The organism is Nocardia sp. NPDC051570, assembly GCF_044454005.1.
Taxonomy (GTDB): domain Bacteria; phylum Actinomycetota; class Actinomycetes; order Mycobacteriales; family Mycobacteriaceae; genus Nocardia.
The window spans coordinates 18,088-44,742 of record NZ_JBITDI010000031.1; the positions used below are offsets into that span (position 1 = coordinate 18,088).

23 protein-coding genes are annotated in these 26,655 nt (G+C 65.3%); 11 read left to right on the forward strand and 12 right to left on the reverse strand.

Annotation, left to right across the window (positions count from 1 at the left end; genetic code table 11):
* The first annotated feature begins 68 nt into the window (after positions 1-68).
* Complete coding sequence (locus ACIA76_RS41200; protein WP_397160632.1) at positions 69-521, forward strand: hypothetical protein; 453 nt, start codon at positions 69-71, stop codon at positions 519-521.
* Between the two features lie 67 nt (positions 522-588).
* Here ACIA76_RS41200 and ACIA76_RS41205 read toward each other — a convergent pair whose 3' ends face one another.
* The 3 genes from ACIA76_RS41205 to ACIA76_RS41215 all read right to left on the reverse strand — a co-directional run bounded on the left by ACIA76_RS41205 (position 589) and on the right by ACIA76_RS41215 (position 2,728).
* Complete coding sequence (locus ACIA76_RS41205) at positions 589-1,098, reverse strand: hypothetical protein (protein WP_397160634.1); 510 nt, start codon at positions 1,096-1,098, stop codon at positions 589-591.
* 517 nt (positions 1,099-1,615) lie between these two features.
* Positions 1,616-2,500, reverse strand: a complete 885-nt coding sequence (locus ACIA76_RS41210) for a hypothetical protein (RefSeq protein WP_397160636.1) — start codon at positions 2,498-2,500, stop codon at positions 1,616-1,618.
* Positions 2,501-2,503: 3 nt separating this feature from the next.
* The gene (locus tag ACIA76_RS41215) at positions 2,504-2,728 is read right to left on the reverse strand and encodes a hypothetical protein (protein ID WP_397160638.1); all 225 of its coding nucleotides are present in this window, start codon (positions 2,726-2,728) and stop codon (positions 2,504-2,506) included.
* Here ACIA76_RS41215 and ACIA76_RS41220 point away from each other — a divergent pair.
* The 4 genes from ACIA76_RS41220 (at position 2,727) to ACIA76_RS41235 (ending at position 6,303) form a co-directional block, all read left to right on the forward strand.
* Positions 2,727-3,380: a response regulator gene (locus tag ACIA76_RS41220; protein ID WP_397160640.1), complete on the forward strand. Its 654-nt coding sequence runs from the start codon at positions 2,727-2,729 to the stop codon at positions 3,378-3,380. The genes ACIA76_RS41215 and ACIA76_RS41220 overlap by 2 nt on opposite strands.
* Entirely contained in the window at positions 3,377-4,489 is a 1,113-nt protein-coding gene (locus ACIA76_RS41225; protein WP_397160642.1) for a sensor histidine kinase, read from the forward strand. Before ACIA76_RS41220 ends, ACIA76_RS41225 begins: the two co-directional genes overlap by 4 nt.
* 221 nt (positions 4,490-4,710) lie before the next feature.
* The gene (locus ACIA76_RS41230) at positions 4,711-5,055 is read left to right on the forward strand and encodes a YciI family protein (protein WP_397160644.1); all 345 of its coding nucleotides are present in this window, start codon (positions 4,711-4,713) and stop codon (positions 5,053-5,055) included.
* A gap of 3 nt (positions 5,056-5,058) precedes the next feature.
* Positions 5,059-6,303, forward strand: coding sequence for an RNA polymerase sigma factor (locus ACIA76_RS41235; RefSeq protein WP_397160646.1), 1,245 nt, complete (start codon positions 5,059-5,061; stop codon positions 6,301-6,303).
* Between the two features lie 111 nt (positions 6,304-6,414).
* Here ACIA76_RS41235 and ACIA76_RS41240 read toward each other — a convergent pair whose 3' ends face one another.
* Entirely contained in the window at positions 6,415-7,410 is a 996-nt protein-coding gene (locus ACIA76_RS41240; protein WP_397160648.1) for a zinc-dependent alcohol dehydrogenase family protein, read from the reverse strand.
* Between the two features lie 552 nt (positions 7,411-7,962).
* Here ACIA76_RS41240 and ACIA76_RS41245 point away from each other — a divergent pair.
* Both ACIA76_RS41245 and ACIA76_RS41250 read left to right on the forward strand, forming a co-directional pair.
* Positions 7,963-8,406 (forward strand): MarR family winged helix-turn-helix transcriptional regulator, encoded by a 444-nt coding sequence (locus ACIA76_RS41245; RefSeq protein ID WP_397160649.1) that lies wholly within the window; start codon positions 7,963-7,965, stop codon positions 8,404-8,406.
* A 60-nt stretch (positions 8,407-8,466) separates the two neighbouring features.
* Entirely contained in the window at positions 8,467-9,816 is a 1,350-nt protein-coding gene (locus ACIA76_RS41250; protein WP_397160651.1) for an MFS transporter, read from the forward strand.
* A gap of 151 nt (positions 9,817-9,967) precedes the next feature.
* Here the strand turns inward: ACIA76_RS41250 and ACIA76_RS41255 are convergent, their stop codons facing one another.
* The 3 genes from ACIA76_RS41255 to ACIA76_RS41265 form a co-directional block, all read right to left on the reverse strand.
* Positions 9,968-11,515, reverse strand: a complete 1,548-nt coding sequence (locus tag ACIA76_RS41255) for an O-antigen ligase family protein (RefSeq protein WP_397160653.1) — start codon at positions 11,513-11,515, stop codon at positions 9,968-9,970.
* On the reverse strand, positions 11,512-13,002 hold the full coding sequence (locus ACIA76_RS41260; RefSeq protein WP_397160654.1) for a CpsD/CapB family tyrosine-protein kinase: 1,491 nt from the start codon (positions 13,000-13,002) through the stop codon (positions 11,512-11,514). The genes ACIA76_RS41255 and ACIA76_RS41260 overlap by 4 nt, the downstream gene beginning before the upstream one ends.
* A gap of 93 nt (positions 13,003-13,095) precedes the next feature.
* Positions 13,096-13,494, reverse strand: a complete 399-nt coding sequence (locus tag ACIA76_RS41265) for a hypothetical protein (RefSeq protein ID WP_397160656.1) — start codon at positions 13,492-13,494, stop codon at positions 13,096-13,098.
* A 342-nt stretch (positions 13,495-13,836) separates the two neighbouring features.
* Between ACIA76_RS41265 and ACIA76_RS41270 the strand changes: the two genes are divergently transcribed.
* From ACIA76_RS41270 to ACIA76_RS41280, 3 genes are all read left to right on the forward strand, one after another.
* Complete coding sequence (locus ACIA76_RS41270; RefSeq protein WP_397160658.1) at positions 13,837-15,186, forward strand: nucleotide sugar dehydrogenase; 1,350 nt, start codon at positions 13,837-13,839, stop codon at positions 15,184-15,186.
* A 20-nt stretch (positions 15,187-15,206) separates the two neighbouring features.
* Positions 15,207-16,223: a glycosyltransferase family A protein gene (locus tag ACIA76_RS41275; protein ID WP_397160660.1), complete on the forward strand. Its 1,017-nt coding sequence runs from the start codon at positions 15,207-15,209 to the stop codon at positions 16,221-16,223.
* Positions 16,224-16,309: 86 nt separating this feature from the next.
* Positions 16,310-16,873 (forward strand): YdcF family protein, encoded by a 564-nt coding sequence (locus ACIA76_RS41280; protein WP_397160662.1) that lies wholly within the window; start codon positions 16,310-16,312, stop codon positions 16,871-16,873.
* On the opposite strand, the gene ACIA76_RS41285 is transcribed toward ACIA76_RS41280, so the two are convergent.
* Positions 16,854-19,046, reverse strand: a complete 2,193-nt coding sequence (locus tag ACIA76_RS41285; RefSeq protein WP_397160664.1) for an alginate lyase family protein — start codon at positions 19,044-19,046, stop codon at positions 16,854-16,856. The genes ACIA76_RS41280 and ACIA76_RS41285 overlap by 20 nt on opposite strands.
* A gap of 228 nt (positions 19,047-19,274) precedes the next feature.
* Between ACIA76_RS41285 and asnB the strand changes: the two genes are divergently transcribed.
* The gene (gene asnB / locus ACIA76_RS41290) at positions 19,275-21,104 is read left to right on the forward strand and encodes an asparagine synthase (glutamine-hydrolyzing) (protein WP_397160666.1); all 1,830 of its coding nucleotides are present in this window, start codon (positions 19,275-19,277) and stop codon (positions 21,102-21,104) included.
* A gap of 65 nt (positions 21,105-21,169) precedes the next feature.
* On the opposite strand, the gene ACIA76_RS41295 is transcribed toward asnB, so the two are convergent.
* From ACIA76_RS41295 to ACIA76_RS41310, 4 genes are all read right to left on the reverse strand, one after another.
* Positions 21,170-22,669, reverse strand: a complete 1,500-nt coding sequence (locus ACIA76_RS41295) for a sugar transferase (RefSeq protein WP_397160668.1) — start codon at positions 22,667-22,669, stop codon at positions 21,170-21,172.
* A gap of 391 nt (positions 22,670-23,060) precedes the next feature.
* Positions 23,061-24,236: a glycosyltransferase family 4 protein gene (locus ACIA76_RS41300; protein ID WP_397160670.1), complete on the reverse strand. Its 1,176-nt coding sequence runs from the start codon at positions 24,234-24,236 to the stop codon at positions 23,061-23,063.
* A 187-nt stretch (positions 24,237-24,423) separates the two neighbouring features.
* Positions 24,424-25,557 carry a glycosyltransferase gene (locus ACIA76_RS41305; RefSeq protein ID WP_397160672.1) on the reverse strand — a complete coding sequence of 378 codons (1,134 nt, stop codon included), beginning with the start codon at positions 25,555-25,557 and terminating at the stop codon, positions 24,424-24,426.
* Complete coding sequence (locus ACIA76_RS41310; RefSeq protein ID WP_397160674.1) at positions 25,554-26,627, reverse strand: glycosyltransferase family 4 protein; 1,074 nt, start codon at positions 26,625-26,627, stop codon at positions 25,554-25,556. Before ACIA76_RS41310 ends, ACIA76_RS41305 begins: the two co-directional genes overlap by 4 nt.
* Between the last annotated feature and the right edge of the window lie 28 nt (positions 26,628-26,655).

Genomic DNA, 26,655 nt, shown 5'->3' on the forward strand with positions numbered 1-26,655 from the left:
TCCGCCGGTCGAGCGCAGGAAGGCCGAAATCCACCGGACGCACCACCACCCGTCGGCAACATGGGTACGTGTTCAAAATCCTTGTCTTCCATGAAACCTGCGGACGACGAATGCAAGGCAACTGGAATCACGGGACCCCGCACTACCGGTGCCTATACCCATCCGAGTACGCCACCGCCGACGACATCGACCACCCCGTCACAGTCTACGTACGAGAAGACCGCCTCATAGGCCCCATCGACTCCTGGCCAGCCGACATATTCCACCCCGACAGAATCGAACACACACTCTCGACTCTCGAAGCCGCACAACACGACCACGCCCCCGCACTCGACTCCGCACGACGCTCGCTCGCCGAATACGACCGCAAACTGGCCCGCCATCGAGCAGCGTTGGAGGCCGGCGCCGACAGATCGAGTGGCTGCGAGGTGAACCTCCGCTCGAACTGCCAGGTGGTCACCGTTGCGGCAGACAACTTCTGGGTGAGGTGGTGGACCGATTGCCGGGGCACGACGGGGTGAACCGCCCCGATCTTCTTGCCGAACACCATGCCGCACAACCAATTACGGCAGGAGCCACGATCCAGCCCTACAGCTGGAGTTCGTACTGGGTGCTCTCGCGCCAGGATGCGTCCGGATGAGTTGTCCGTTCGGAATGAACAGGCTGCGCGTTCAGGGCCCGCGCCGCGTCACCGGAAGGGCCGTTGTCGATGTCGTGCCACACCAACACGCGGTACCCGGCGGTGCGTGCCTGATCGGCGGCGGCCTGGTAGAGCAGCACGGCAACTTCGCGCTCCTCGTCGACCGCAGGTTCGCCGGCATAGAAGCCGGTGCGCAGGCGGTCGACCTCCCGCGGGATATACAGGTGCTGCACCATCGCCACATCCGGCGACTCCGTGTTCCCGTAGACCGTCGCCCAGGCCAGCAGAAGGCCATCTCGCCTGGCCGCAACGCTTCCGATTTCCGACCAGGACAACTCGTCGTCGGGATCCACAAGCTCGGGGACCGACACTCCAGCGATCGCATACATCTCGCCGATCAAGGGTCTACTGGAGCCATGGCCCGCCGCCCAGCCCGTCGAGAATTCGGCATCACTCACTCCTCCAACCATATAAGACCGTTCTGTTTGTTCTGCGTATTCTCTCGGCATACCCGGATTCGTCCCACTGTTGCCATTCCCTAGGCGCGATCGGGCGGGCCCGTTGGTGTCGGCGGTGTCAGGGTTCGAAGTGGGTGTATCGCATCCATTCGTGTCGGAGGATGCTTTCGCCGGCGGAGGATACTCCGGTCGACAGCTGACGGATGGCCAGCAGGTCGATGGTGGAAATCGGTTGATTCGATCGGGTCGAGATCCCGGGCTCGGCTGATTGAGCGAGTGGTGCTGGTCCGAGGCGAGTGTTGTGCCGATCGCGTTGCGGGTGACGGCGCCGGATCCGGAGCCACCGGCGTTGGTCCCGTTCACCAGTCATGGTGTGGGTGCTGTCGGCGATGCAGGGTATCGGCGTGGTCGACCAGTATCCCGATCGACGCCGGGCTGAGGTCGACTGCGGTCAGCAGGAGCCGACATAGTCGGGAACCGTGGAGCCGGGCAATGAGTCTCGTGTCGTGGTGGGTGGTCATCGGATTCTGCTGCTTTCCCCGCGGATGCCGAATCGGAGCCTTCCTTTTCCCGAGCGGGTGACCCCGTTGACGGGGACGTCGGTGAATTCGCGCAAGATCGGCATGACGGAGTCGAGATAAGGGCGGATTCCGCGGGCGGTGGTGAGGGTGAGAGCGACGAGATTGGGGAAGCTCTTGCGCAGCCGGACGGGGTCGAGATCGTCGAAGACCCGCGACCCGCAGAACGCGGCGTGCTCGACCCGGGGAAATTCCGGCAGCTGCGACAGCGCGTCACCGGTGAGTTGCGGGCTGTCGATTCCGAGCTCGATCATCGGCCTGGCGTCCAGATGGTGCAGGAGTTCACCGGTGAGTCGATCACTGCCGATCGACACCGCGTCGAGCAGTGGGCACGAGACGAGCACCTCGGCCAGGCACTGATCGGTGAACGACGTGTCGTGAACAGCGAGCCGGGCCAGCGAGCGATGACCGATGAAGTATTCGAGCCCCGCATCGGTGAGGACCTGCCCACCCGGAACCACCGCGCGGCTGTCTTCCTCGATGACCCGGCCCCGCCGCGCGGCAGAGACGATGCCGTCGACAGCGAGATCGCGGACCGGTAGCGGCGCCAGCGTGGCGAGCAACCCGTCGTCGGCGCCCAGGAATTCGGCGTGGGCGAGAACTTCCGGCGGTAAGCACCATGCATGTTCGGGGCGCAGGTGAGTGAATCGAGCACCGACCAACTCGACATCATGCTCGACAGCGACGATGCCGGTGGCCTCCACGATATTCATCTCACCGGTGGCATGGTCGTACAGATGCAGCCAGCCGATTGATATCTCGCGTGGAAACCGCAGTTCACGGAATTTCTTGGACAGCTTGGATTGCGGATGCTGTTGTGTCATGGTCTACCAGCCTGGTAACGGCAGGATTCGCAATTCCTGCGGATGGTCGAGCGCGACAATCGCGCTTGTTTTCAGCCGGGACGCTCGTTGTCCACCAGTACGCAGCGATGACGATAAGCGCCGGTCGATTCGCGCGACATCGTCGGAGAGTCTGATTTCCGACCGCCGACCGGCTGGCGCGGAAACAGTCAGGTAGCTGCCGGTTTGTGCAGTATCGTCGGTGAGCATGATCCGAGTCATGGTGATCGATGACGAGGCATTGGTTCGCTCGGGATTCGAGTTGATTCTCGGACAGGATCCCGATATCGACGTCGTCGCTACCTCCGACGGCCGTTCGGCGCTCGAACAGATCGACCACTATGGCCCCGATGTCGTTCTGCTCGATATCCGGATGCCCGATATCGATGGGTTGGCGATTCTTCGTGCGGTGCTGGCTCGGCCGCAACCGCCCGTGGTCGCGATGCTGACCACCTTCGACGCCGACGAATACGTTCTGCAGTCGTTGCGACTGGGCGCCTCGGGCTTCCTACTCAAGGACACCGACCCCCATCAGCTCGCCATGCTGGTCAAGACCCTCGCCGCCGGCGGTGTGGTGCTCTCGCCGACGGTCACACGATCGGTGATCAGAGGCTTCACCGCCGGAGAGGCGGTGGCCGCGGCCGGCGCGGCGATCGAGAGGCTGTCCGACCGTGAACGCCTCGTGCTCGGCTATATTGCCGCCGGCAGATCCAATCGCGAGATCGCCGAGTTGATCCAGCACAGCACCGGAACAGTGAAAGACGACGTGAGCGCGATCCTCGCCAAACTCGGCGTCGGCACGCGCGTGGAGGCCGCGTTGATCGCTCAGCAGGCGGGTCTGCTCGACAGGTCCGCACCGTGACCGACCTCGCCCGGCTCCAGCGTTATCGGACCGCCCTGTTCCTGGCTCCGATACCATTTGCCGCACTGGATATTTGGCTGCTGCCCTCGACACCGTCGAACGGCATCGAACACGTCGCCGCAGCGGCCGGACTGGTCGCGTTGCTGTGGCGGCGCAAGTTTCCGGTGATCGTATTCTTGTGTGCATTGCCTTCGACGTGGTCCTCGGTGATCCTTCCCGCGACCGCGCTCTACAGCGTCGGCCGATACAGCAGGCCCAGCGTCACCGTCGCCCTCTGCACAGCGATACTGGCGGGAGTTCTTGTCGCGGTTCGTCATTCGATCGCCTGGGATCACATCACATTCGAGCTGTTCCGGACGATCGTCGCCACCCGCCTGCTGGCCGCGATGGCGCCGGCGGTGCTCGGCCGCCTGATCAGATCTCGAATCGCGTTGCAAGCCAAGATCATCGAGGTGACCCGCGCACGGGAAGAGGGAGAAACTCTGCGCATCCAGACCGCCCTGGCTCGCGACCGCGCGCAACTCGCCTCGGAGATGCACGACGTGGTCTCCCACCAGGTAAGCCTCATCGCGGTCCGCGCCGGCGCGCTCGAAATGACCAGCCGCGAACCCGACACCGTGGCGGCCGCGGTCACGATCCGCGAACTCAGTGCCGCAACGCTGGACGAGCTGCGGCACATGGTCACGGTCCTGCGCGCCTCCGGTACCGACGCCACGACGCTGACACCACAACCCACCATTGCCGAACTGCCGCAACTGATCCGCGACAGTGGCATCGATGTCACCGCCGTCGGTGCACTGCCCGACGACCTCTGCGCGGTGACACAGCGAGCGATCTACCGCACCGTCCAAGAAGCACTCACCAATGTCCGCAAATACGCGCCCGGAGCACAGGTCACCCTCCAGCTCGGCACAACCCCGCTCGAAGTCACCGTCACCATCACCAACACACCCGGCAACCAGCCACGAATAACACTCCCCAGCTCCGGCCACGGCCTGCGCGGCCTCGCAGAACGCGCCGAACTCCTCGACGGCTCCCTGACCACCCACCACCGACCCGACGGCGGATTCGGAATCGAACTCCGGCTCCCCCGAACAGCCGACACCTGATCACCCAGGCGCCGACCACCCTCGGTAACTGCTACTCACCGGTGACGCCGTCGATCGGCTTGTTGCCCCTCCAGCCGTTGATTTGCCAGTTAGTTGCAGTTTCCTGATGCTAGGCACTCACCGGTCAGTAGGGTGCGGTCTGACGTCCATTCCGACGGTTGCTGTTCGTCCTTGGAGTGAGATCGGCGACCGCCGCCGGTCCGTACCGCAGGAGTGATGCCATGCCGAGCTATATCGCTCTGACCTATACCGATGATGTCGATTGGACCGAGCCCGAACATGCCGAGGTGATGAAGGAGGCGGCTGCATTCGGGGAGGCGGCCGCCGCGGTCATCCGGGGTGGCCATCCGCTTTATCCGACCGCGACTGCCAAAACAGTGCGGGTGGTGGGCGGCAAGGGCGGAAAAGCGATCACGAGCGACGGCCCGTACGCCGAGACCAAGGAGGTGCTGACGGGCTACTTCCTGCTGGAGTGCGCCGATATGGAGGAGGCGGTCAGACTGGCTGCCAAGATCCCGGCGGCCTGGAACGGGGCGGTCGAAGTCCGTCCCGTAATCGAGCTCTGACCGATGGCGACTCCGGCTGCCAGTGACGCGGTAGCTCAGCTGGTGCGCGAGGAGGGCACTCGGGTGCGGGCCACGCTGATCCGCGTGACCGGCAGTTTCGACCTGGCGCAGGACGCGGTGCAGGATGCGGTCGTGCGCGCGCTGGAGACCTGGCCGCGCGACGGGGTGCCGGACAACCCGCGCGCTTGGCTCACAGTTGCCGCGAAACGACGAGCAATCGATCTGATCCGTCGCGAAAACAGGCGCCCCGGGAAGGAAGCCGAGGCAATGGCATTTACCGATCCGGCTTTCACCGGTCCCGTTCCCGAGCCCCCGGAGGTCGTTCGCGATGATCTACTCCGGTTGATCTTCACCTGCTGCCATCCGAGTCTGCCGATCGAAGCGCAGGTCGCACTCGCGCTGCGCACTCTCAGCGGGCTGTCTACCACCGAGGTCGCCCGCGCCTTGATAGTGCCGGAGGCGACCATGGCCAAGCGGCTCACGCGGGCGAAGCAGAAGATCGCGCTGGCCGCGATCCCCTATCGGGTGCCGACCGCCGACGAGCTTCCCGACCGCCTGACCGGGGTCGCGACGACCATCTACTTGATCTTCAACGAGGGCTACACCGCAGGCACTGGAGCGGACCTATTGCGCGTGAATCTGACGGCCGAGGCGCTGCGGCTGGCGAGACTACTGGCCGAGTTGATGCCGGAGGAGCCGACCGCGCTCGGGCTGCTGGCATTGCTGCTGCTGCAGGATGCGCGCCAGGCCGCCCGGGTGGACGCCGCCGGACAGCTGGTGCTGATGGCCGACCAGGACCGTTCTCGATGGAATACCGCGGCGATCACAGAGGGCGTGGAGCTCGTCGGCACGGCGCTCCGACGGGCACCCGACCGACCTGACTCCTATGTGGTGCAGGCCGCGCTCGCCGCATGCCACGCGCTGGCTCCGTCTTACGCCGACACCGACTGGGATGCGGTCATCTCTTGGTACGACGTGCTGCTCACCGTCCAGGACACCCCTGTCGTCCGCCTCAACCGCGCGGTTGCCGTCGCCGAACGCAACGGTCCCGACGCCGGACTCGCCCTGGTCGATGGAATCGACGACCTCGAGAGCTATCCGTGGTGGCACGCCACACGCGCCGAACTGCTGCACCGGATGGGCCGAGCCGAACAGGCACGGACCGCGTACGAGCGGGCCCTCGCGCTGGATATGAGCGAGCCGCAGGCCGAGCACCTTCGCCGCCGCCTCGCCGAACTGAACGAATAATCCACTACGCGTTATTGATTCGGCGACACTTATGGCATCCCGAGCCCGGGCCACTCACGGTTTCGCAGGCATGGACCGCGAAACCGTGAGCAGGACTTCATCTGTACCGCCTCAGGCGTCCGTCGTAACGACGATCTTCCCGAATTGCTGGTTGGACTCCAGGTAACGATGTGCACCGACGATATCGATCAGATCGAAGGTGCGATCGACGACCGGCGCGATGGCGCCCGACCGCAGACCGGAGTTGACGAACGCCACCCCACGCCGCAAACGTTGCGGATCGTAGAGAATCTCCATCAAAATGAATGGCCGCGTGACGATCGGCGTGAAATACGGGTTCGCCGTCGGCAACGGAGTGGGCAGGCCACTGAGAGCACCGGAGTTTATCAACATTCCAGCGGGTTTGGTTGCCCTGGCAAGGATTTCGACGCCGGGGCCTGCGATGGGATCGATAACGAGATCCGCACCTCGACCTCCGGTGGCATGCAATACCCGCCCCACGAGATCGTCCTCCTCAGTGACGATCACCTCGCTGGCCCCGGCAGCCAACAGCCGCTGTCGCTTTGCGCTGGTGCGGGTGGTGGCGATCGGGACGGCACCCACCCGGTGCGCCACCTGAATAGCCGCCAACCCCACACCACTGGAGGCCGCGGTGATCAGGACCGCATCCCCTGCCCTGAGCCCACCGAACTCGACCAACATGCCGTAGGCCGCCAGATACGACACCCACGCTGCGGCGCCGGCGACCGGGTCGATGTCGGTGGGCATCGGCACCACCGACGTGGCCGGGAGTACCACGAGATCGCCGTAGGTGCCGTACTCGTTCATCGAGAACGCCCCGACCGAGGCGACCGGCTGACCGATCGCGAACCCGGTGACGCCCGAGCCAACCGCATCGACCGTGCCCGCGGCCTCATAACCCAACCCAGCGGGAAACTTCGGCTGCTCCCAGTACTCGCCGCGACGGAACATCGCCTCGGACCGGTTGATACCGATGGCCCGCACCCGGATCCGCACCTCACCCGGACCGGGCACCTCGCCCTCGACATCCTTCAGCTCCAGCACCTCCGGCCCACCCAACTCTGCAAACCGCACCACTCGTGCCATAACAGAACTCCTTCAGGTCCGAGCCGGTTCCGATAACCGACCTCACCCAAAGGACGAACCACATCGACCGCCATGGACACATGCCTCGGCATTCGTGCCGAAATGACTCGCCTGACCCCGTTGACCACGTCAACACCTGGAGCGAACGGGCCGAGATCATCTCGGAGCCGCTCGGCCGCCGGCAGTGCGCGCTCATGCCGACCAGCGTGCGTTCGCCGGTGCCTCGAGATCCGAACCGTCCAACCCGAACCTCCAGCGGCACAGTCTCTCTCCCGAGTGCGGCTGTGAGGGGAGATGCCCTGCAGCGCAGGGGTATATCCGACGGGCGATCGGCAGTCAGGTCAGTCGGGAGTCGGGTATTCCGCTTCCCGGCGCGGTCTTCGCCTGTCCTACACGTTGTTTCGCGCCATGAAACTCTTGTCGCCCAGGGCGATCTCGTACGGCTCCGACAGCGACGTCTGCGCCCACAGCGCCCGTGCCCCCAGAATTCGCCCCTCGATTTCCGCGTTGTGCCCGGCAGGATTTATTTAGGCTAGTTAACGAGGTAGCCTGATGAGTGTGGTTGAGTTGACTTCCGAGGGCGATCTCGCCGCGGTGACCACGCTCCGAGCGTCGGTCATGCGGTTGGCTCGCCGCCTGCGTCATCGGCAGGTGGAGCATTCGCTGAGCTCGGCAGAGATGCAGGTGCTCGGGACGCTCTCCCGCATCGGCCCGGCAACTCCCAGTGAGCTGGCCCGCAAGGAACACGTCCAGCCGCCGTCGATGACCAGGGTCATCGTGCTGCTGGAGGAGAAGGGCCTGGTCCAGCGCGAATCACACCCGGAGGACCGGCGGCAGGTGATCGTCACCGCCACCGAGGCGGCGGCGCAGATCCTGGACGAGAGCCGCCGCCTTCGAGACGCCTGGCTGACGGATCTGGCCGGGGGACTCACCGAGGAGGAGTGGGCACGCCTGCGCTCCGCCGCACCGGTGCTGGAACGCCTCGCGCAGTTGTGAACTGACGAGCTTCGGTACCGCACGCGGGGTACACCGCGCCCGGAGAGGCACGCAGTGACGTTGACAACTCGAACCGACGACAAGGACATACCCGACGACCACGACATAGCCTGCACGACCGCCGACGTGGTGCCACCGTCCCACCCCGAGGTGGGTATGTTCGCCTCGCTCGCCGTCCGCAACTATCGCTATTTCTTTGCCGGACAGGTGGTTTCCAACACCGGCACCTGGATGCAGCGCATCGCCCAGGACTGGCTGGTACTCAGCCTCACCGGCAGCTCCTTCGCAGTCGGGATCACCACCGCCATGCAGTTTCTGCCGATGCTGTTGGTCGGCCTGTACGGCGGGGTGATCGCGGACCGCTTCGGCAAGCGGCGGCTCCTGATCCTCACCCAGGCCACGATGGGCCTGCTCGCCGCCGTGCTCGCGGTGCTGACACTCACCGATGCGGTGCGGGTATGGCACGTCTACCTGCTCGCCCTGCTGCTCGGGCTGGTCACGGTGGTGGACAATCCGACCCGGCAGACCTTCGTCGCGGAGATGGTCGGCCACCGGCAGCTGCGCAACGCGGTCAGCCTCAATGCGGCGAACTTCCAGACCGCCCGGCTGATCGGGCCGGCGGTGGCCGGGGCGGTGATCGCTGCGGTGGGCACGGGATGGGCGTTCGCCATCAATGCCTGCTCCTTCGCGGCCGTGATCGGGGGTCTGCTGCTGATGCGGTCCTCGGAGCTGCGGCCGATGCCACGGGTGCCGCGGGAGAAAGGGCAGTTGCGGGAGGGGCTGCGGTACGTGAGTGCACGCCCGGAACTGATCTGGCCGATCGTGCTGGTGGGCTTCATCGGAACATTCGGATTCAATTTCCCCACCGTGCTGTCGGGGTTCGCGTATCACGTCTTCCATATCGACGCAGGGCGATACGGTCTGCTCAATACTGCGCTGGCGGCCGGGTCCCTGGTAGGCGCGCTGCTGGCAACACGGCGATCGCGGGTGCGGCTGCGGATGCTGGTGATGAGCGCGTTCGGTTTCGGTGCGCTGGAGGCGGTGACCGCCTTCGCGCCGGAGTACTGGGTGTTCGCCGCGATGCTGACCGTGGTGGGCCTGCTCGGGCTGACCTTCAACACGTCGAGCAACTCGATGGTTCAGCTGGCCACCGAACCAAGGATGCGGGGGCGGGTGATGTCGCTCTACATGATGGTGTTCACCGGCGGGACCCCGATCGGCGGGCCCGTGGTCGGCTGGGTCACCGAACGATTCGGCCCACGAGTGGGATTGTTCGCCTGCGGCGCGGTCTCCGCCCTCGCCGCCCTCGCCGTCGCATGGATCCTGGCCCGCCGCGGTGGATTGCGCGTGCACGTGTCGCGCCGCGGCGTCTCGTTCGTCCCCGGCGAAGACCTGGCCGCAGTCCCGTAGGACGGCCGGTTCGTATGCAAAAACATGTCAGCTCGTTCGACTTCGGCAGCAGCAGAAAGCTTTTGGGGCCGCCGAGGGAGTTGCATTTGTCGCGGATCGCGCCGGCACGTTCAGACTCGGATCACTATGCGAACCGGTCTGGCCGCCTTGGTCATTGACCGTGTGCGCCCACTCGCGGCGCAATCGCAGTTTGCTGTTTCCGAGCCCGGATCGCCGCGCGGTGCGCCTCGCCTGCCTCGAGCGGATCGATGATCGTTCGATGCGACGCTCGATCCGCCGCGCCGACCGCCGCACCGACGACTGCGAAGACCATCGTGCTCGGGTAATCGAACAGGCGAAGATCGACGAACAGGCCCCCCAAAACCAGTGAGCTCAACGCGGTCACGGCAATGAATGCGAGCGGTCGGCCCGTGATGCCGTCGGCGGGCAGTTGAAGGTAACCGATGACCAGTCGGCGTGCGATGAGGACCAGCACGGTCAACCAGAGGATCAGTCCCACGATGCCCAACTCGGCGAGGATGCCGAGTTCCGTCTCGTGCGCCGGAATTCCGAGACCTCTTTCCCACAGGGTCTCCGGCGTCCATTGCCGGTGGTGATAGGTGTTTACCGCGACGAAGCGCCCCAAACCCCAACCGCTCCACGGCTTCTGCGAGAAGGCCCAGATGGCGGTGGTATCGGCGTTGAGCCGGTCGTACACTTCGTTCATCGAGGAGACGCCGCCTGCCTTCCGATCGGAGCTGGTGAAGTTGCTCCAGTTCAGTGCGATCAGCGTGACCGCTCCGATGGCGGTGACCACGAATCCGATGCGGTAGCCCTTGGCGAGCACGATGCCGACCGCGACGACGGTGGCGAAATCCAGCCAGATCGAGCGGGTGTGCGTCAGATACACCGAGTACGCGCACCCCGCCGCGACGACCGCGAGCAGCACCCGCTGCCAGCGGGCGCGGTGTTCGGTGCCGATCATGACCAGTGCCAGCACATATCCGACGATGAGGATGAGCCCGTTGACCTCGGGCTGATTCGGCAATCCGACGGCGCGTTCGGGCCACGCCGGGCTGACCACGATGTATTTCGGCCAGATCAGCGCGTGCGGCCCATGGAATTGCATGATGCTGACCCAGGCCGAGTACGCGCTGCAAGCCAGCAGTGTCGTGATGAGATAGCTGATCGACTGCCGCGTACTGAAGATCATCCGGGAGATCAGGTAGGCCGCGAACGGAATTCCGGTGCCGATGATGAGAAAACGCCACAGATCGAGCTGCATGCCGGACTGCGGGTACAGCATCGGCGGGTAGTCGTGTTGCTGCAGAATCGAATTCAGATTCCAGAGCAGGTAGAGCACCATCGCGCAGTCGAGCGCCCCGAGTGACACCCTGCGCTCTGGGTGGCCGCGCACCCAGACGAGTGTGGAAATGATCAGGCCGCCGAACGCGAGAATGAACGGGTCGGCCGTGGGCAGGACTTTAGGAATCGCGGGGCGCAGGAACGTCGTAACCATCAAGAAGACGAAAGCCCAACGCGGATCGCGCAGTCCGATGACGACGAGTACGGCGGCGAACCCGCCCACTGCCGCGACGGTGCCGACACCGCCCGGGGCCTTCGGTGACACCGCGAGCACGGCGCCCAGCCCGGCGACGACCGCGACCGCGACCGCGACCGTCTGTGCGAGGTGGTTTGCGACTGGTGATCGAACGGTCATGGGGCAGTCCGTGATTCGGCGAGATCGCGGGCCGGTTCGCGCCGTGCGCGTCCCGGCCACCAGCGGGTGGGGGCGAAGCGACTCGGGAGTCGGTACCGCCGCTCCGGACCGCGTCCGTCGGAGGTATCGACGAGTACGGCACCGAGCACGTCGGCGCCCACCTGGTTCAGCGCACGTACCGCCTCGTGGACGTCGCGCACCCGGGTCTGCCCGCGCTCGATGACCAGAATTGTCAGATCGGCCAGATCGGCGACGATCTGTGACTCCGGCGCGGTGCTCATCGGTGGCACGTGTACGACGACCAGATCGGCTGCCGCACCTGTGGCGTCGAGCAATGCGCGTACTCGATCACGATCGAAGAGCGGGTAGGGGTCGGTGCCAGATTCGCCGGGCGCAATCTCGACGAAACCTGCTGATTCCGTGACCAATTCCCGGATGTCGGCGACCGACCCGCGCAGATACTCGCCGACACCCGGTCCGAGCCCGGAGCCGACGGCGATCGTGTGCGGGTCGCTCGAGACAACACCGCCACGCAGGTCTGCGTCGACGTAAACAGTTCGGACACCCTGCGCCGCACGGTGATCGGCAATCGACCGCGCGATCATGTCGCCGCCGATGCCCGGCGAAATCGGCGCCACCGCAACCGAAGTGGGTGATTGCGTGCTCGACCGCGCGACCACATTCGCGAGGTGGCGCAGCGCGACCTGCCGGCGAGCGTCGCGTCCGGCGGTGCCGCCCGGCGGGATGACATCGAATGGCCGGACACCGGTCTTCTCCATTACGTCGTACTCGGTGTAAAGCCGGCGCGTTGCCGCACCCGCCATCATCGCGACCACACAGCCGAGGAGGAGTCCGCCGACGAGTCCGGATGCGAGGGTGCGTGTCTTGCCCGCACCCTTCGCGGTCGCCCCGGCGCCCGATTGGAGGATGACCAGCCGGTTGGAACCATCGGCGTTCAGCTGGTCGATCTGCTGCTGGAGTTGGACCTGGGCGGTGAAGGCGCTCGGGCTGTTCGCGGTCAGCTGCCCGCCCCACACACGCATCATCGCCGTGGTCATGGCGGCAGCCGTTGCCTCACGGCTCGCGTCGAGCCTGCCGTTGACGTCGTCGATGTACAGCTGGGCGAGCTTCGGCGCCGCGGCCTCGGCGGCCTGGGGCGTATCGGCTGTCACTTGGACATAGAAGAGCGGACTCGCGGAGACGAACTCGGCCGAGAAGTTGTTGATACCGCTTGGGAATCCAGGCTTTTGGCGCAGGCCCGACTGGTAGGTCGGATCGTTGATGTAGTAGGTGAATCCCTGGGCCAGGATCGCGTCCTGGGTCGGCGGTCTGGTCGAAGCCGCGGAGACGAGCACCCGGCTCATATACGTCGTGGTGCGACCGTAGGTCGTGAGATACGCACCGAACAGGACGACCAAGGTAGTCGCCACAACGAGTGATCGGCGCTGCCAGATCCTGTCGACCAGGACATTCAGCGTATTCGTCAACGGACCTCCGGCTGCTCGACGATGATCGTGGATTTCACCGACACCCTCCACTCGGTGTCCTTCGTGCCGATCGGAATCCGGCTGATGGCAACATCATTGGTGATCGAGCTCCACGACGACCCGGCTGGGGTTGGTCAGCCCGGTCACGCGGAACCCCACCTGCGGAGTCCGGAGTCCGATGAAGGACTGGGTCACGCCGTGCACCACGCTCGCGAACCGCACCTCGCCGACGGAGGCCGTCGCGGGGTCGGTCAGCGTGACCGGGCCGGAGTACGGTGGCAGACCGGATTGGAACGGGTTCGCGGCCTCCCGGATCAGCACCTCGATAACGGACTCGCCCGGAATCGAGACCACGTGCCTCGTATCGTTCTGCACCGCTTGCTTCACGTAGTGCACCGCCCAGCCCGGAATCGCGTCACCGGTGAACTGGTACGTCACGCGATCCACCGAATCCGTATGCGCGAGAGAGATACTCGTCAACCCGATACCCACCGCACCAGGGTCAGGGGTTCTGTTCTTCGCCACCATCTCGTCGACCGTCGGTGTGGCAGATCCGGATACCTGGTTCGCAGGTGCCGGGGTGCGGTTACATGCGGAAGCGGCACCGCCGCCGAGCAACAAGACCGCTGCCAGCACTGTTGATCTCGTGATGCGACCGTATCCGGCGGCACTACCGCTCGACAGTCTCATGTACTCAGCGACCTTCCAACGACCCAGTGCGCGACGTGCCCGGGGAGCGCCGCGCTTCGCACCGGATGATGATAACGCCACAGATCACGGAATCCCTTGGTATAAAACACATTAGCGATCAGACGATCCCGGATGGTGGGCAGCATGAACGAACAGGACCGGCCGGGCCGGGCACTGGCAGTGAGCGTGTTCGGGCTCGGCTATGTCGGCTGCGTGTCGGCCGCTTGCCTTGCGGCCCAGGGCAATACAGTGATCGGTGTCGATGTCAACCCACAGAAGATCGAGTTCATCCAAGAGGGGCGGGCGCCGGTTGTCGAGGAGCGAATCGGCGAGCTGATCGCCGACGTAGTCACGGCCGGGCGGCTGAGTGTCACCGGGGATGTGGCGAACGCTGTTCTGGCAACAGATATTTCGATCGTCTGCGTTGGCACGCCTTCCGCGCCGGGCGGCGGTCTCTCGACACGGTACCTGGAGCGCGTGAGCGAGGAGATCGGGGCCGCACTCGCGGATAAGAACGCCTGGCACGTGGTCGCGTACCGGAGCACGATGGTGCCCGGCACGTGTGCGGGCAGCCTCATCCCCATCCTCGAACGCGCATCGGGGAAGACCGCGGGCGTCGACTTCGGCGTCTGTGTCAACCCGGAATTCCTCCGCGAAGGCAGCAGCGTCCGCGATTTCGAGAATCCGCCGAAGACCGTCGTCGGCGCGACCGACGACCGTACGGGAGCGCAGATGGCGAGCCTGTACGAGGGGCTGCCGGGACCGCGGTTCCAGGTGCCGATCGCCGTCGCCGAGATGACGAAGTACGTCGACAACAGCTTTCACGCGCTCAAGGTCACCTTCGGTAATGAGATCGGTGCGCTGTGCGCGAAGCTCGGCCTGGATTCCCACGCGGTGATGGATATCTTCCTTGCCGACACGAAGCTGAACATCAGCCCGGCCTACCTGCGTCCGGGCTTCGCGTTCGGTGGCTCGTGCCTGCCGAAGGATGTGCGCGCCCTTATCCACACCGCACGCCAGCGCGACCTCGAATTGCCGGTGCTCCAGAACGTGCTGGCGTCCAACGAGTCTCAGCTGCGTCGCGCGGTCGACCTCGTGATCGAGCACGGCCGCAGGCGGGTCGGGATCTTCGGTTTGTCGTTCAAATCGGGCACCGACGACCTGCGCGAGAGCCCGATGGTCGAATTCGCGGAGCGGCTCATCGGCAAAGGCTACGATCTGCGGGTCTACGACGCGAATGTGGCGCTGTCGCGGCTGGTCGGCGCCAACCGCGCCTTCATCGAGGAGCGCCTGCCGCATATCGGAGAACTGCTGACCGACGATATCGCGGAAGTCGTGGCGCACGGCGAGATCTTCATCGCGGGCACCGCGGAGCCGGATGTCGTCGCGGCGATCGACGGCATCGGACCGGAGCGGACCGTGATCGACCTGGTACGGCTTCCCGGCGCCGCCCAACGACGCCTGCGTCCGGGCTACCTGGGTATCGGATGGTAACCAGCGGTAAGGGGGTGCCCATGGGGGCGCCGAGCGTTCCGACGTTCAGTTTTCTCACGACGGCCTACAAGACCGAGGCATACCTGCCCGACACCATAGATTCGGTTGTCGCGCAGACGATTCCGGATTGGGAACTGGTCGTCGTCGACAACGGTATGTCCGACGAGATCGCGGCGATCGTGCACCGCTACGGCGACGACGGGCGAATCAGGCTGGTCCGCCAGGAAAACAAGGGCTACGACGGCGGCGTCATGGCCGCGGCGACGAATGCGACGGGCCGCTATCTCGTGGTGCTCGACAGCGACGATCTGGTGATGCCCACGTTCTGTGCGGCGATACAGCGCACGCTCGACACCGACCCGCGCATCGATGCGGTCGGCTGCGACGCCTTCCGATTCGACGACTCCGGCGCCGACCTGCCTGTCGGCTACTACCGTTCGACGAATGTCAAACAGCGGCCGGATCCGACGAGACGCCTGACGCTGACCGACCTGCTCGGCGGCCTTGTCCCCTATTACACGGCGGCGATTCGCCGGGAAGTGTGGGACGCCGTCGGCGGTTACGACCGAGGTGATGCGGAGCTGCACGAGTCGGTGGTCATCTGGATTCGTATGGTGAGGTCCTACGACATCCGGATACTGCCGCAGCGACTGGCGCGCTTCCGGCTGCGCAGCGACTCGTTGACACGCGACCCGGAGAAGGTCGAGGCGTTCATGACCGAGCTCGAGCGGTCGTTCGCATGGGCCGCACCCACCGAGCCGGAGGAGAAGGCCGCACTCGATCGAACCCTGCGGACCTTCCGCTACTGGGTGCTGCTCAGACGGGCACAGCAGGCGTTCCTCGCGGGCGACGACAAAGGCGCGCGTCGTTCGGCGCGGGACGCGTTCGCGCAGCGCAGGACGATGCGCGCCGCCGCAATCATCGCCTCGGTCACCATGTTTCCCGCTCTCCTACGCCGAATCCATCCGATCAAACAGCAGGTGTCCGAACGATTCGCGCATGCGGCGGGCCGGATCGTCACCGCCCTCGAACGGTGACCGCGGGCGGTTCGATTCCGCGCCTGCAGCCTTCACGATCGTCCTGATTTCCCTGGCGGCCAAAGACTTCCGGTATGTTGTCGCCGATGAGCACCCCGGCGAAACAACGACGTAGGCTCTCCGCGGCTGTCGCCGTGATCCTCATCGTTGCGGCGCTCATCGGTGCTGGCGTCCCGATCTATGTGCGGCCGCAGATTGATCCGCTGCGCCGCGCCGACGCCATACTCGTACTCGGCGGCGAGGGGGTGGACCGCTATCAGTACGGGCTGACGCTCGCGCGTGAAGGTTACGCGCCGTACGTACTGTTTTCGAATCCATATGGCGAGAACACCGACATCGACGAGGTGCGCGAGCCATGCCACACGCCGCAGCGGGGATTCACGCTGGAGTGTTTCGCTCCCGACCCGTCGACGACGGTCGGTGAAGGTCGTGAGCTGCGCCGGCTGGCGAGTGAACGGGGTTGGCGGACAGTCATTGTCGTGACGATGCGTCCACACCTGTCCCGGGCGCGCTATATCCTCGAGCGTTGTTTCGCGGGCCAGCTCGTGATGGAACCGAGCAACGAGAACCTCACGCCGTGGTACTGGGCGTGGTCCTACCTCTACCAAACCGCCGGCTATGCAAGGGCATTCATAGATCGCGGTTGCTGATCTCGCGATGGCTCAGCTCCGCCGCACCATCGCGCAGCGTGTCGACGACCACTGTGCGGACCGTCCCACCGTCGAGCCACTGCGCGCGGATTTCGGTACCGGTCCACTTCACCCGCAGTTCGCGGATCGGCGTCACGCCGTGATGCGGGTCCAGCACAGTGACGACAACGAACGGTGCTGTGCCGCAACAGCGTGCGCCGATCAACCACGACGGCTCCCGAGCCTCCAGTCGCTCCGACCACCAGCCGAGGTCGCTGCGCTCGTCACCGCGAATCTCGTTGCGCGCCAACGGCGCCGTCGCCGCGTACAGCGCGGTGAGTGCGGTGTGGCCGTGGTGGGTGACAATGTGTCCGCCGTCGACCGGACGAATATCGAGCGCGGGATGCAGCGGCCACGACACCTGCGCCGAATGCGTTCCGCTGCCCGAGACCAGGTCGACGATCACGAGTTCGCGTCGCTCCGGTGGCGCGACCAACCAGCGCCGGTGAACGACCGGATCGGCGAGACGGCGATATCCGTCGTGCTCGGCATCGACCAGACCTCGCGTGAGGTCGACAGATCGCACCCGGACCTCGGCATGGACAGTCCACAGGAACGGGCCGCCCGCAACGGACTGATCCAGATCGTCGACGGTCACCGTCGGATGGACGCGGGTACTCCGGTGTACGGCACGCTGATTCGGATATCCGTAGTAGCTGGCAGTGCCCGGATCGCCGATCAGCTCGACGCCGTCGACGGCGAGGGTGACCGCCAGGGCGTCGGCATGTCCGTGCGCGGCGATCGACAGATAACCCAGCGGCCCCACATCCATGGTCACTCGACGGCCATCGGCCCGCAGCACGGCGAGCCCGCCATCCGGTGCGTATCCGCTGACGCCCAGTCCGGGAACGTCGATAGGTAAACCCATCCCGTCGTTCCCGAGCGCGGTACGCAGCCATGCGGATGTCATGGTCGAGGTGGCCGCACGTGCGACCGCCCGGTCGGGTACCACCGCCTCGGTGATGCCGAGATGTTCGCGGACGGTCCGGATCTGTTCGGAGCCGAGGCGTAGCGCGAATCCGCCATCATCGTCGCCGTAGCGTGGCTGGGGATCGGCATCACCGACCAGCATGGCCAGATAGCGCGAACTGCGTCCGATCGCCGCACCGATCCGGTGCTGTGCCGATTCCCCGGTCGCTGCGCTCCTGCCCGCTGGTGGCTCAGCGCGCAGTGCGCGGAGCACATAGACGATCGCCAGCAGCTCCACGGTGGAAAGCTGGTAGGCGATGGACTGTTCGGCGCCGGAGCCGTCGGGCAGGATCTGCCGGTCGGCGTGTTCGGCGAGCGCATCGAGCGCGTCGTCTTCCCATCGCGCGGCGGATGGCAATTCGGGCAACAGCATTGCCGCCACCGCCAATCCGGTCAGCTCACCGATCAGATGGTTGTTCGCGGAGCTGAACAGTGATCGCTGCGCCCAGCAGCGGCGTGCGCTCTCACCGAGCAGGGTGACGATCTTCCCGTAGCGTTCCGCCGTCAATCCCGGCGCATCGCGCAGGCCCTGGAGCGCTACCCCGACCGAGATCGCACGGATACCGCATTCGAATGCCCCCCGCCACGCGATACCCGAGCCCGGCGGCTGCTGCTCGATCCAACTGTCGAGGTGGTCGAATGCGGTGTCGGCGAATCTGTCTTCGCCGGTGAACAGCCACGCCTGGGCCAGTAGCGGCAGATGCTGCAGCCGGTTGAGCTCCCAGATCCATTTCGGGTCGCCCGCGGCGGTGCGGTGGTCGATGCGCTCGGAATTCGTATCCGGCCAGCGCATTCCGGCCAGCGGGTCGTAGTTCCAGTCGACGGTGGTGCCGATACTCGCCGACGGATACCCGAGAAGACGAACATCCCCCTTGCGGATCCGTTCGGCGGCGGCGACCACCGCGGTGGCCGCCTCCGGATCTGCCGCGGCGATGAGTTCGGCCCGCGTCCGATCGAGCAGTACGGGCCTGCCCGTGCTGTTGCGGAAACGCCGCAGCAAGCTATCCCAGTCGGGGACCTCGCGACCGAACAGCGAGCTCCGCGCGGACCGCCATGTAACCGGGCGGACCACCAGATGCTGTGCGAAACGGACTGCGCGCCATAGGATTTCTTGTCCGCCCATCGTGCGGAGACGGCGCAGATACCAGACCAGGTGGGTCGACACCGCCCTATTATTCACCCCGTGATCGACTCCAGGGCAATCTTCGGCGCCACCTGCCAAGGCTCTGGCGGCATATAGCTTGTCCCGGTAGTGTTTTCGCGCCTGCATCGCCACTTTGCAAGTGTCCCAACCTTATTCCACACCCGGCAGAGCCACGCCACGGCTACGCTCGCAGCAAAGGCTGCGGCTCGAGGTTCAACGTCGTTGGCCGACAGACGAAGTGGAGACGATGTGTGTGGAATAGTCGGCGTGCGCCGATTCGACGGCGCCCCGGTCAACGGGGAACTGCTTGCCGGCATGGCCCATCGTCTGCACCACCGCGGTCCCGACGATGCCGGTGTGTGGTGCGACGGTGCCATCGGCTTCGCGCACACTCGGTTGTCGATCATCGATCCGGCGGGTTCGGCGCAGCCCATGGCGGGCGCGGGCGGTGGAGCCCACATCGCCTTCAACGGCGAGATCTTGAACTATCGACAGTTGCGTGACGGGCTCACCTATCCGTTCACCACGAGCGGCGATACCGAGGTGCTGCTCGCCCTGTACGAGCGATACGGGCCTGCCGGTGTCGGCAAGCTGCGCGGCCAATTCGCTTACGCCATCCATGATTCCCGGACGAACGAAACCCATCTGTTTCGCGATCGGCTCGGCATCCTCCCGCTGTACTACTACGCCACCGATACCTTGTTCGCCTTCGCCTCGGAGATCAAAGCGCTGTTCCCGGTGGTCGAAAAACCCGGCGTCGATACCGCGAGCCTGCACGACTTTCTGGCCCACCGGTCCGTTCCCGCTCCGTACACCTTCATCGAAGGCGTACGGAAGGTGCCACAGGGACATCACCTCGTCGTCCGGGCCGACGGCGCCGTCCGCATCGAGGCATTCTGGACGCTCCCGCCGGACTCCGAGGTCATCGACGTCACCCCCGACGCGGCCGTCGACCTCCTCGACAACGCACTCCGGTCATCCGTGCGCGATGCACTCGTCGCGGACGTACCGGTCGGCGCGTACCTGTCCGGTGGGGTCGACAGTAGCCTGATCTGTGCGCTCGTGGCGAAGGAGCGTAACGGCGAAGGGCTGCACACGTTCTCGGCCGCATTCGGCGATGAACGGGTCGATGAAACCCGGTGGGCCCGCATGGCGGCGAAGATCGTCGGCAGCGAGCATCACGAAACGCTCGTGACCGCCAACGACTTCCAGGACAACTGGGCCAGGCTGTGCTGGCATCGGGACTCTCCACTGTCCGAGCCCGCCGACGTCGCGGTGTACCGGCTCGCCGAACTCGCAAGGGAACACGTTAAAGTCGTGCTCTCCGGGGAGGGGAGCGACGAGTTGTTCGGCGGATACCCGAAATACCGATACGCGCGAACGACCCGCATGGCAGGCGCACTCCCGCGCGCCCCGCTGCGGTGGCTCGAAGAGCGGATGCCCGCGCATCGGGCCCGATTGGTGGTTGCGCTGCGAGCCATCTCCGAACCCACCTACGCCGAACGAATGCGCGGTTGGTTCGCGCCGTTCACCTCGACGGAGCGCGACCGGCTACTGGGTAGCTCGCCGGAACGCAGCGTACTCGCCCCGTACCTCGACGGGCGCGGGGACGCATTGCGCCGCATGCTCTACGCCGACACGCACACCTGGCTCGCGGACAACCTCCTCGAGCGCGGTGACCGGATGTCGATGGCGGCCTCGCTCGAACTGCGCCCGCCTTTCCTCGACCACCGGGTGGCCGAACTCGCGTTCCGGCTGCCGAGCGCCGTGAAGGTGCGCGGCGGCACAACGAAGTGGATCGTCAAAGAGCTTGCCCGCCAGCACCTTCCGACGGATCTGGTCGATCGGCCGAAGGTCGGCTTCAAGGTCCCACTCGACGAGTGGTTCCGCGGGCACCTGCGCGAGATGGCCTTCGACATGCTCATCGGACCATCGTCATTCGTCGATTCGATATTCGACAGGACCGCGGTGCGCCGCCTTCTCGACAGCCACTCGTCCGGCGAAAGGGATGAACAGTCGCGTATCTGGACCCTGCTCTCGCTCGAGGTCTGGCACCGCGAACTGCAACGGCGTATCTGAAGCCCGGTGGCGGCGCTCCCGAGGTCCTCCATGGTTACACAGGCTGCCGCCACCGGTTCACGCCGCTAATACGCTCCTTCGCTCCTCGTTACCGCGGAGATCGTCTTCTTGATGATCAGGAGGTCCCGCACCATCGACCAATTCTCGACGTAGGACAGATCGAGCCGGACGGATTCGTCCCACGATAGATCGGAGCGGCCCGATACCTGCCACAGACCGGTTACGCCCGGTTTGACCAGCAGCCGCCGCCGAACCTTTCCGTCATAGCGTTCGACCTCACTGCGCAGGGGCGGGCGCGGCCCGACGATACTCATTTCGCCTCGGATGACATTGATGAACTGCGGTAGTTCGTCGAGACTCCACCGGCGCAGGATGCGGCCGACCGCGGTGACCCGTGGATCCCGTCGCATCTTGAACAGGGGTCCGGCCCCCTCGTTCTGGGATAGCAGTGCGTCGAGGCGCTGGTCGGCGTCGGCGTACATGCTGCGGAACTTGATCATGCGGAATGCTTCACCGTTCAAGCCGATCCGCTCGGATCGGTACAAGACGGGGCCGCGGCTGGTGAGCTTGATGACAACGGCGGCGGCGACCATCACCGGCCAGACAACCAGGAGTGCAGCCGTTGCGAACAGAACATCGAACGCAAACTTACCGAATGACTTCGCCCTGTCGTATTGGGGTTTTTCGATACGTAGGAGCGGGAGGTTTGCCACTGGTCTGATCGAAAGTCGTTCATCGGCAACGTCTACCACGCCGGGAGCCACCACTAGATCGACCCCGAGCGGCGCGAGCTTCCATAGCAGCTCGTTGATGCCTCGGGCTCCGAGTTGCTCTGTCGCCGCGATCGCGACGGTATCCGCGCCGGTCTTGCGGACCGCATCGAGCACGGACGACTCCTCGTCAGCCGTCCACAGGCCGGTCTCGAATCCACCCTCGCCACCGCTGCCACGTGGGGTGTAGACGCCGACTACGCAATACCCGACCGCGGGGTCCCGCTCGAAATATCGCATGATCTCGTGCGCCGAATCGCGCCGGCCGACGACGAGCACCGAGGTGAGATACTGCCCGAGCCTGCGCTGCCGTGCCGCGTACTTGCGCCAGTACAGCCTGCTCACTATCAATGCCAGCAAACCGACCGGTAGGGCGATCCCGAGATAGCCGCGGGCGAATTCGATTCGAAGCAGCAGCGATACGATCGCGATCAGCCCGAACAGCCGCATCGTCGCCGCGATCAGCCTGCGGTATTCCTCCGGACCGGTGCCGATCGTGCTCGACGACCACGTATTGCCCAAGGCCAGGAATCCGGTCCAGGCCACTGCCAGCACGATCGAGATGACCGAGTACCCGATCCCGGTGTCACCCGGCCAATTCAGTCGTGCGGCGTTGTTCAAGCCGCCGAAACGGATGAGCTGTGCCATCGCGATGGAGCCGCAGACGGCGGTCGCGTCACTGACCCGGAGCCGTCGCCGGTACTCGTCCTGCCAGTGTTCGCGTTCGGACCTCCGGAATGATCCAGGGTGAGGGGAAAGTTCGAGGGTCTGTGCCGGGTCGATCTGATAGGCCATCCTGGAGCTCCGTCCCAAAAATAACGGCCTTCATGGCGGTACTCCGCCGAGACTTCAGAGCTGAATATTACTGGCCCCGAAGCCCTTTCGGCGCAGGAACGCCGAGACACCTTGACGCAGAGCACATCCCAAATGGTCTGTACGTCACTGCATTTCGAGTCAACGGCGGTTTCGGCCGCGCCGCCGCTCGACCCGCACTCCCCAGTTCGGCTGATAGCCTTGTCATTTCGCTGGTCATCGACACACTCCGTTGGCCTGAAACGTCACTCGCATGTGACAGATCAAGGTCGCCGGGCTTCGGCGGCGGTCACGCGGTCAGTGTCCGATCGGACCGAGCGGCTGGAGGGCGACGGCGGCCGGGCCGGTCAGGCGGCGAATGCACCGCTGGGCGTCAGCCTCGTGAACGGCGCCTGACCGACGTTCGAAAAACCCCATCGTAAAACGCGATGAGATTCTTTTGCGAAGTGTCCCAAGATAATTCCCGCTCGACGCGTTCGCGGCCGAGCTCGCCCATCCGCTTGCGGCGCTCGGGATCGTCGAGCAATTCGCTGATCGCGACCGCGAAGCCCGCCTCGTCATTGTCGGGCACGTACACCGCCGCCTCGCCGGCCGACACCCGCGCCTCGGTCAGCTCGAACGATACGACCGGCCGCGACATCGCCATGTACTCGACCATCTTGTTCATGGTCGACACATCGTTCAGCGGATTGTGTGGATCAGGCGACAGGCAGATGTCGGCGGTCGACAGGCAAACCTGCACGAACTCGTCGGGAACCCGCCCGGTGAATTCGACCACATCCTCGAGTCCGAGTTCTTTCGACAGCGCGACCAGGTCATCGAAGGCATCGCCGCTGCCCATGAAGATGCAGTGTAGGTCGGCGCGCCCGATAACGTTGCGCAAGTGGGCAATTGCGCGTAACGCATAGTCCACCCCATCCTGCGGTCCCATCACCCCGAGATACGCACCCAGATAAGCCCTTCCGCGTTTGAGCGCCGGATCTGGTTCGCGTGGCACAAATCTGGACAGGTCGGGCGCGCTGCGAACGACCGTCACCCGATCCGGCGCCGTTCCGCCGCGCTCGATAGCGACGCGGCGGTAGCTCTCATTCGTGGAGATCACCGCATCGGCGAACGCGAAGGTGATGCGCTCCAACACGATCGATACGCGATACAGCAGGCCGGGGCCACCTGCGAAGCGCGACCGGAACAGTTCGGGGACGAGATCGTGGTGGTCGAAGACGAAGCGGGTGCCGCCGACCCGCAGCACCAGCGCGATCAAGAACAGCAGATCGGGTGGATTGCACGCGTGCACGACATGGATCGGGCCCGCGCGGCGCACCCGTAGCGCCAGCCACAGGGTGTGCCATAGCGCGAGCGAATACTCACGCAGATAGCCGACAGGTCCGCCCGTGGCGGCGCGCAATGGATAGCGCAAGATTCGGACGCCCTCGATGGTCGCCTCGGCCTCGCGATCCTGTTTGGTTCCCATCGGGCAGATGACCGTCACACGGTAACCGGCATCGACCAGCGCCCGGCTCTCCTGCCACACCCGCCGGTCGAACGGCACCGATAGATTCTCCACCAGGATCAGAATGTGTCCGTTCACGCCCCCGCCTCGCCGGCGCTCGGCTCCGTCGTTCCCGGCAGCGGCTGTGCCGATTGATCGCTCGCTCATGACTGCGCCTCGCTGACGCTCGGCTCCGCCATGACCGAGCGGTGCTCGGCTGTGCCTATTGATCGCTCGCTGCGCTCGCTCACTGATCCACGACCTCCTCCATGGCAAGCTCTGCGGCCGAAATGCTCATCCGCAGACTGAATTCCGTGTCGACGCGAGCTCGTGCCGCCGCACCCATCTGTTTGCGTGCCGGGACATCGGCAAGCACGACGAGCAAACGCTCTGCGAGCCGATCCGGATCGCGCGGCGGCACAAGGTATCCCGTCTTCCCATCGACGATCAGCTCCGGTATGCCGCCGACGGAGGTGCATACGGCGGGCCTGGCCGCGGCCATCGCCTCGAGCAGCGCCATGGGAAAGCATTCGACGCTGTACGAACTCAGCACGACCACATCCATCGCGCGCAGCAACGCCGCGACATCGGGTCGAGAGCCCGCGACGATCACCCGATCATCGAGCCCCAATTCCCCCACCAGACTTTCGATCCGGCCTCGCTCCGGCCCGTCGCCGACGATGAGAAACTTCGCCGACGGCAGCCTGTCGGCGACCTGGCGGGCCGCCCGCAGAAAAGTCGCGTGGTCCTTCTCGGGACGCAGCGCGGCGACGATACCGACGACCACGTCCTGTTCACCGATCCCGAAATCCATTGCGGCGGTGCGATCGTCGCCGGTTGCGAAGGCCGATGGGTCGACGCCGTTGTAGATCACCCTGATCTTGGACTCGGGGTAGCCGAGATCCTCGACCATGTACCGGATCTGTGCCTGTGCGACACCGAAATACGCCGAGGTGCGCCGGTCGAGGATGCGATCGGTGACGGCCCGGAACCGGCCGCGCGGTTCGACGTCTCCGCAATTATGCACCCAGACAATGGCTTTCGGGACTCTCGCGCACCACGCCGCGATCCGCCCGAGCGCCTCGGCGTTGTAGCCCCTGGTGACCACCACATCGGGGCGCTGCCGCCGCATCGCACGGACGAGATCACGCAGCGCCGCTGCCGCTTGATGTTTCGTCCGATGCAGCGCCTGCGCGGGCACACCAGCGGCACCGAGTTCGGCGAACAGGCTGCCCTCCTCGCCGATACAGATCACCGAGGGTTCGAACCGTGCGCGATCGAGATTCGGCAACAGTGTCGTCACGTGCCGTTCGGCCCCGCCGACGCGAAGGTCCGGGACCACATACAGGACCCGTATCGGACGGCGCTGCCTCGGGTTCATGCCTCCGCCTCGCTGGTGCCCGGCTCTGCCATGACCGACCGATAGATCCGATCGAACCGCCGCCACACGACATCGATATCGAATTCGTCGCGAACGCGCTGTAATGCGTTCTCACCCAGTCGTGTTCGCAGATCATCGTCGCGAACCACCCGGCCGAGCGCCTCGGCGAGTGGTTCGACCGCGCCGGGTGGCACCATGAGGCCGCACCGCTCGTCGATCAGGTCGGGGATACCGCCGACCGGGCACGTCACCACGCACAGCCCCTTCGCCATCGCTTCCAGAATCGCCATCGGCTGACCTTCCCGGTGCGACGGCAGCACCAGCGCCTGCGACTGTCCGATCAGATCCGGAACCCGGTGCGGTGCAAGCCATCCGGTGATCTCTACAGTCGACTCGATGCCCAGCTGCGCGACCAGCTCACGAGCGCGCTCGACCGCACCGTCACCGGCGATCACCAGTCGCGGGAGCACCGTGGTCTCCGTGGTCGCGATCATGCGCTGCCACGCATCGAGCAATGTGAACGTGCCCTTACGCTCACCGACCTCCCCCAGGAAGAGCACCTGCACCGGTGCCCCGGCGTCCGGTGAACGACTCGGCGGCTCGAGCCGGCTCGCCGGTCTGATGGCATTGGGCACCACGATGATTCGCGCATCCGGCGCGATATCGCGCAGCGCCACCGCCCACGGCTCGCCGAGGGCGACCACGACGGCCGCCCCCCGGAGGGAATCCCGGATGCATACCCGCAGCGCCCGCGGAGCCTCGTCGTAGAACACAGAGAAATCGGAACCGTGCACGTGCAGCACCACGGCTGTGCGCGCAGCACGTGCGATCAGTTCGAACAGATACTTACGCGGGAAACTGCCGTACGACGAGATGTGCAGGTGCACGATCGAAGGCCGATGCACCGCAAGACGATAGACGTATATGAACAGTGCCTGCGCGTACGTGGCAAGCTTCGTCGCTACTCCACCATCGCGGTGCGTCGCGACGTGCCGGATATCCCACTCCGCCCAGATCGGCGTGTCACGCATCTGCCGCACGAAGGTCGCTACGCCGCCACGCGTCGACATACTCGTCGACACCCACAGAGCCCGTTGC

What these genes read in the sequence shown, in the direction of transcription:
- ACIA76_RS41245 (WP_397160649.1), top strand. Translation starts at nt 7,963, where the DNA reads ATGAGTGTGGTTGAGTTGACTTCCGAGGGCGATCTCGCCGCGGTGACC.
- ACIA76_RS41295 (WP_397160668.1), bottom strand. Translation starts at nt 22,669, where the DNA reads ATGGCCTATCAGATCGACCCGGCACAGACCCTCGAACTTTCCCCTCAC.
- ACIA76_RS41210 (WP_397160636.1), bottom strand. Translation starts at nt 2,500, where the DNA reads ATGACACAACAGCATCCGCAATCCAAGCTGTCCAAGAAATTCCGTGAA.
- ACIA76_RS41270 (WP_397160658.1), top strand. Translation starts at nt 13,837, where the DNA reads ATGAACGAACAGGACCGGCCGGGCCGGGCACTGGCAGTGAGCGTGTTC.
- ACIA76_RS41255 (WP_397160653.1), bottom strand. Translation starts at nt 11,515, where the DNA reads ATGACCGTTCGATCACCAGTCGCAAACCACCTCGCACAGACGGTCGCG.
- ACIA76_RS41220 (WP_397160640.1), top strand. Translation starts at nt 2,727, where the DNA reads ATGATCCGAGTCATGGTGATCGATGACGAGGCATTGGTTCGCTCGGGA.
- ACIA76_RS41275 (WP_397160660.1), top strand. Translation starts at nt 15,207, where the DNA reads ATGGGGGCGCCGAGCGTTCCGACGTTCAGTTTTCTCACGACGGCCTAC.
- ACIA76_RS41280 (WP_397160662.1), top strand. Translation starts at nt 16,310, where the DNA reads ATGAGCACCCCGGCGAAACAACGACGTAGGCTCTCCGCGGCTGTCGCC.
- ACIA76_RS41240 (WP_397160648.1), bottom strand. Translation starts at nt 7,410, where the DNA reads ATGGCACGAGTGGTGCGGTTTGCAGAGTTGGGTGGGCCGGAGGTGCTG.
- ACIA76_RS41215 (WP_397160638.1), bottom strand. Translation starts at nt 2,728, where the DNA reads ATGCTCACCGACGATACTGCACAAACCGGCAGCTACCTGACTGTTTCC.
- ACIA76_RS41230 (WP_397160644.1), top strand. Translation starts at nt 4,711, where the DNA reads ATGCCGAGCTATATCGCTCTGACCTATACCGATGATGTCGATTGGACC.
- ACIA76_RS41310 (WP_397160674.1), bottom strand. Translation starts at nt 26,627, where the DNA reads ATGTCGACGCGTGGCGGCGTAGCGACCTTCGTGCGGCAGATGCGTGAC.
- ACIA76_RS41305 (WP_397160672.1), bottom strand. Translation starts at nt 25,557, where the DNA reads ATGAACCCGAGGCAGCGCCGTCCGATACGGGTCCTGTATGTGGTCCCG.
- ACIA76_RS41235 (WP_397160646.1), top strand. Translation starts at nt 5,059, where the DNA reads ATGGCGACTCCGGCTGCCAGTGACGCGGTAGCTCAGCTGGTGCGCGAG.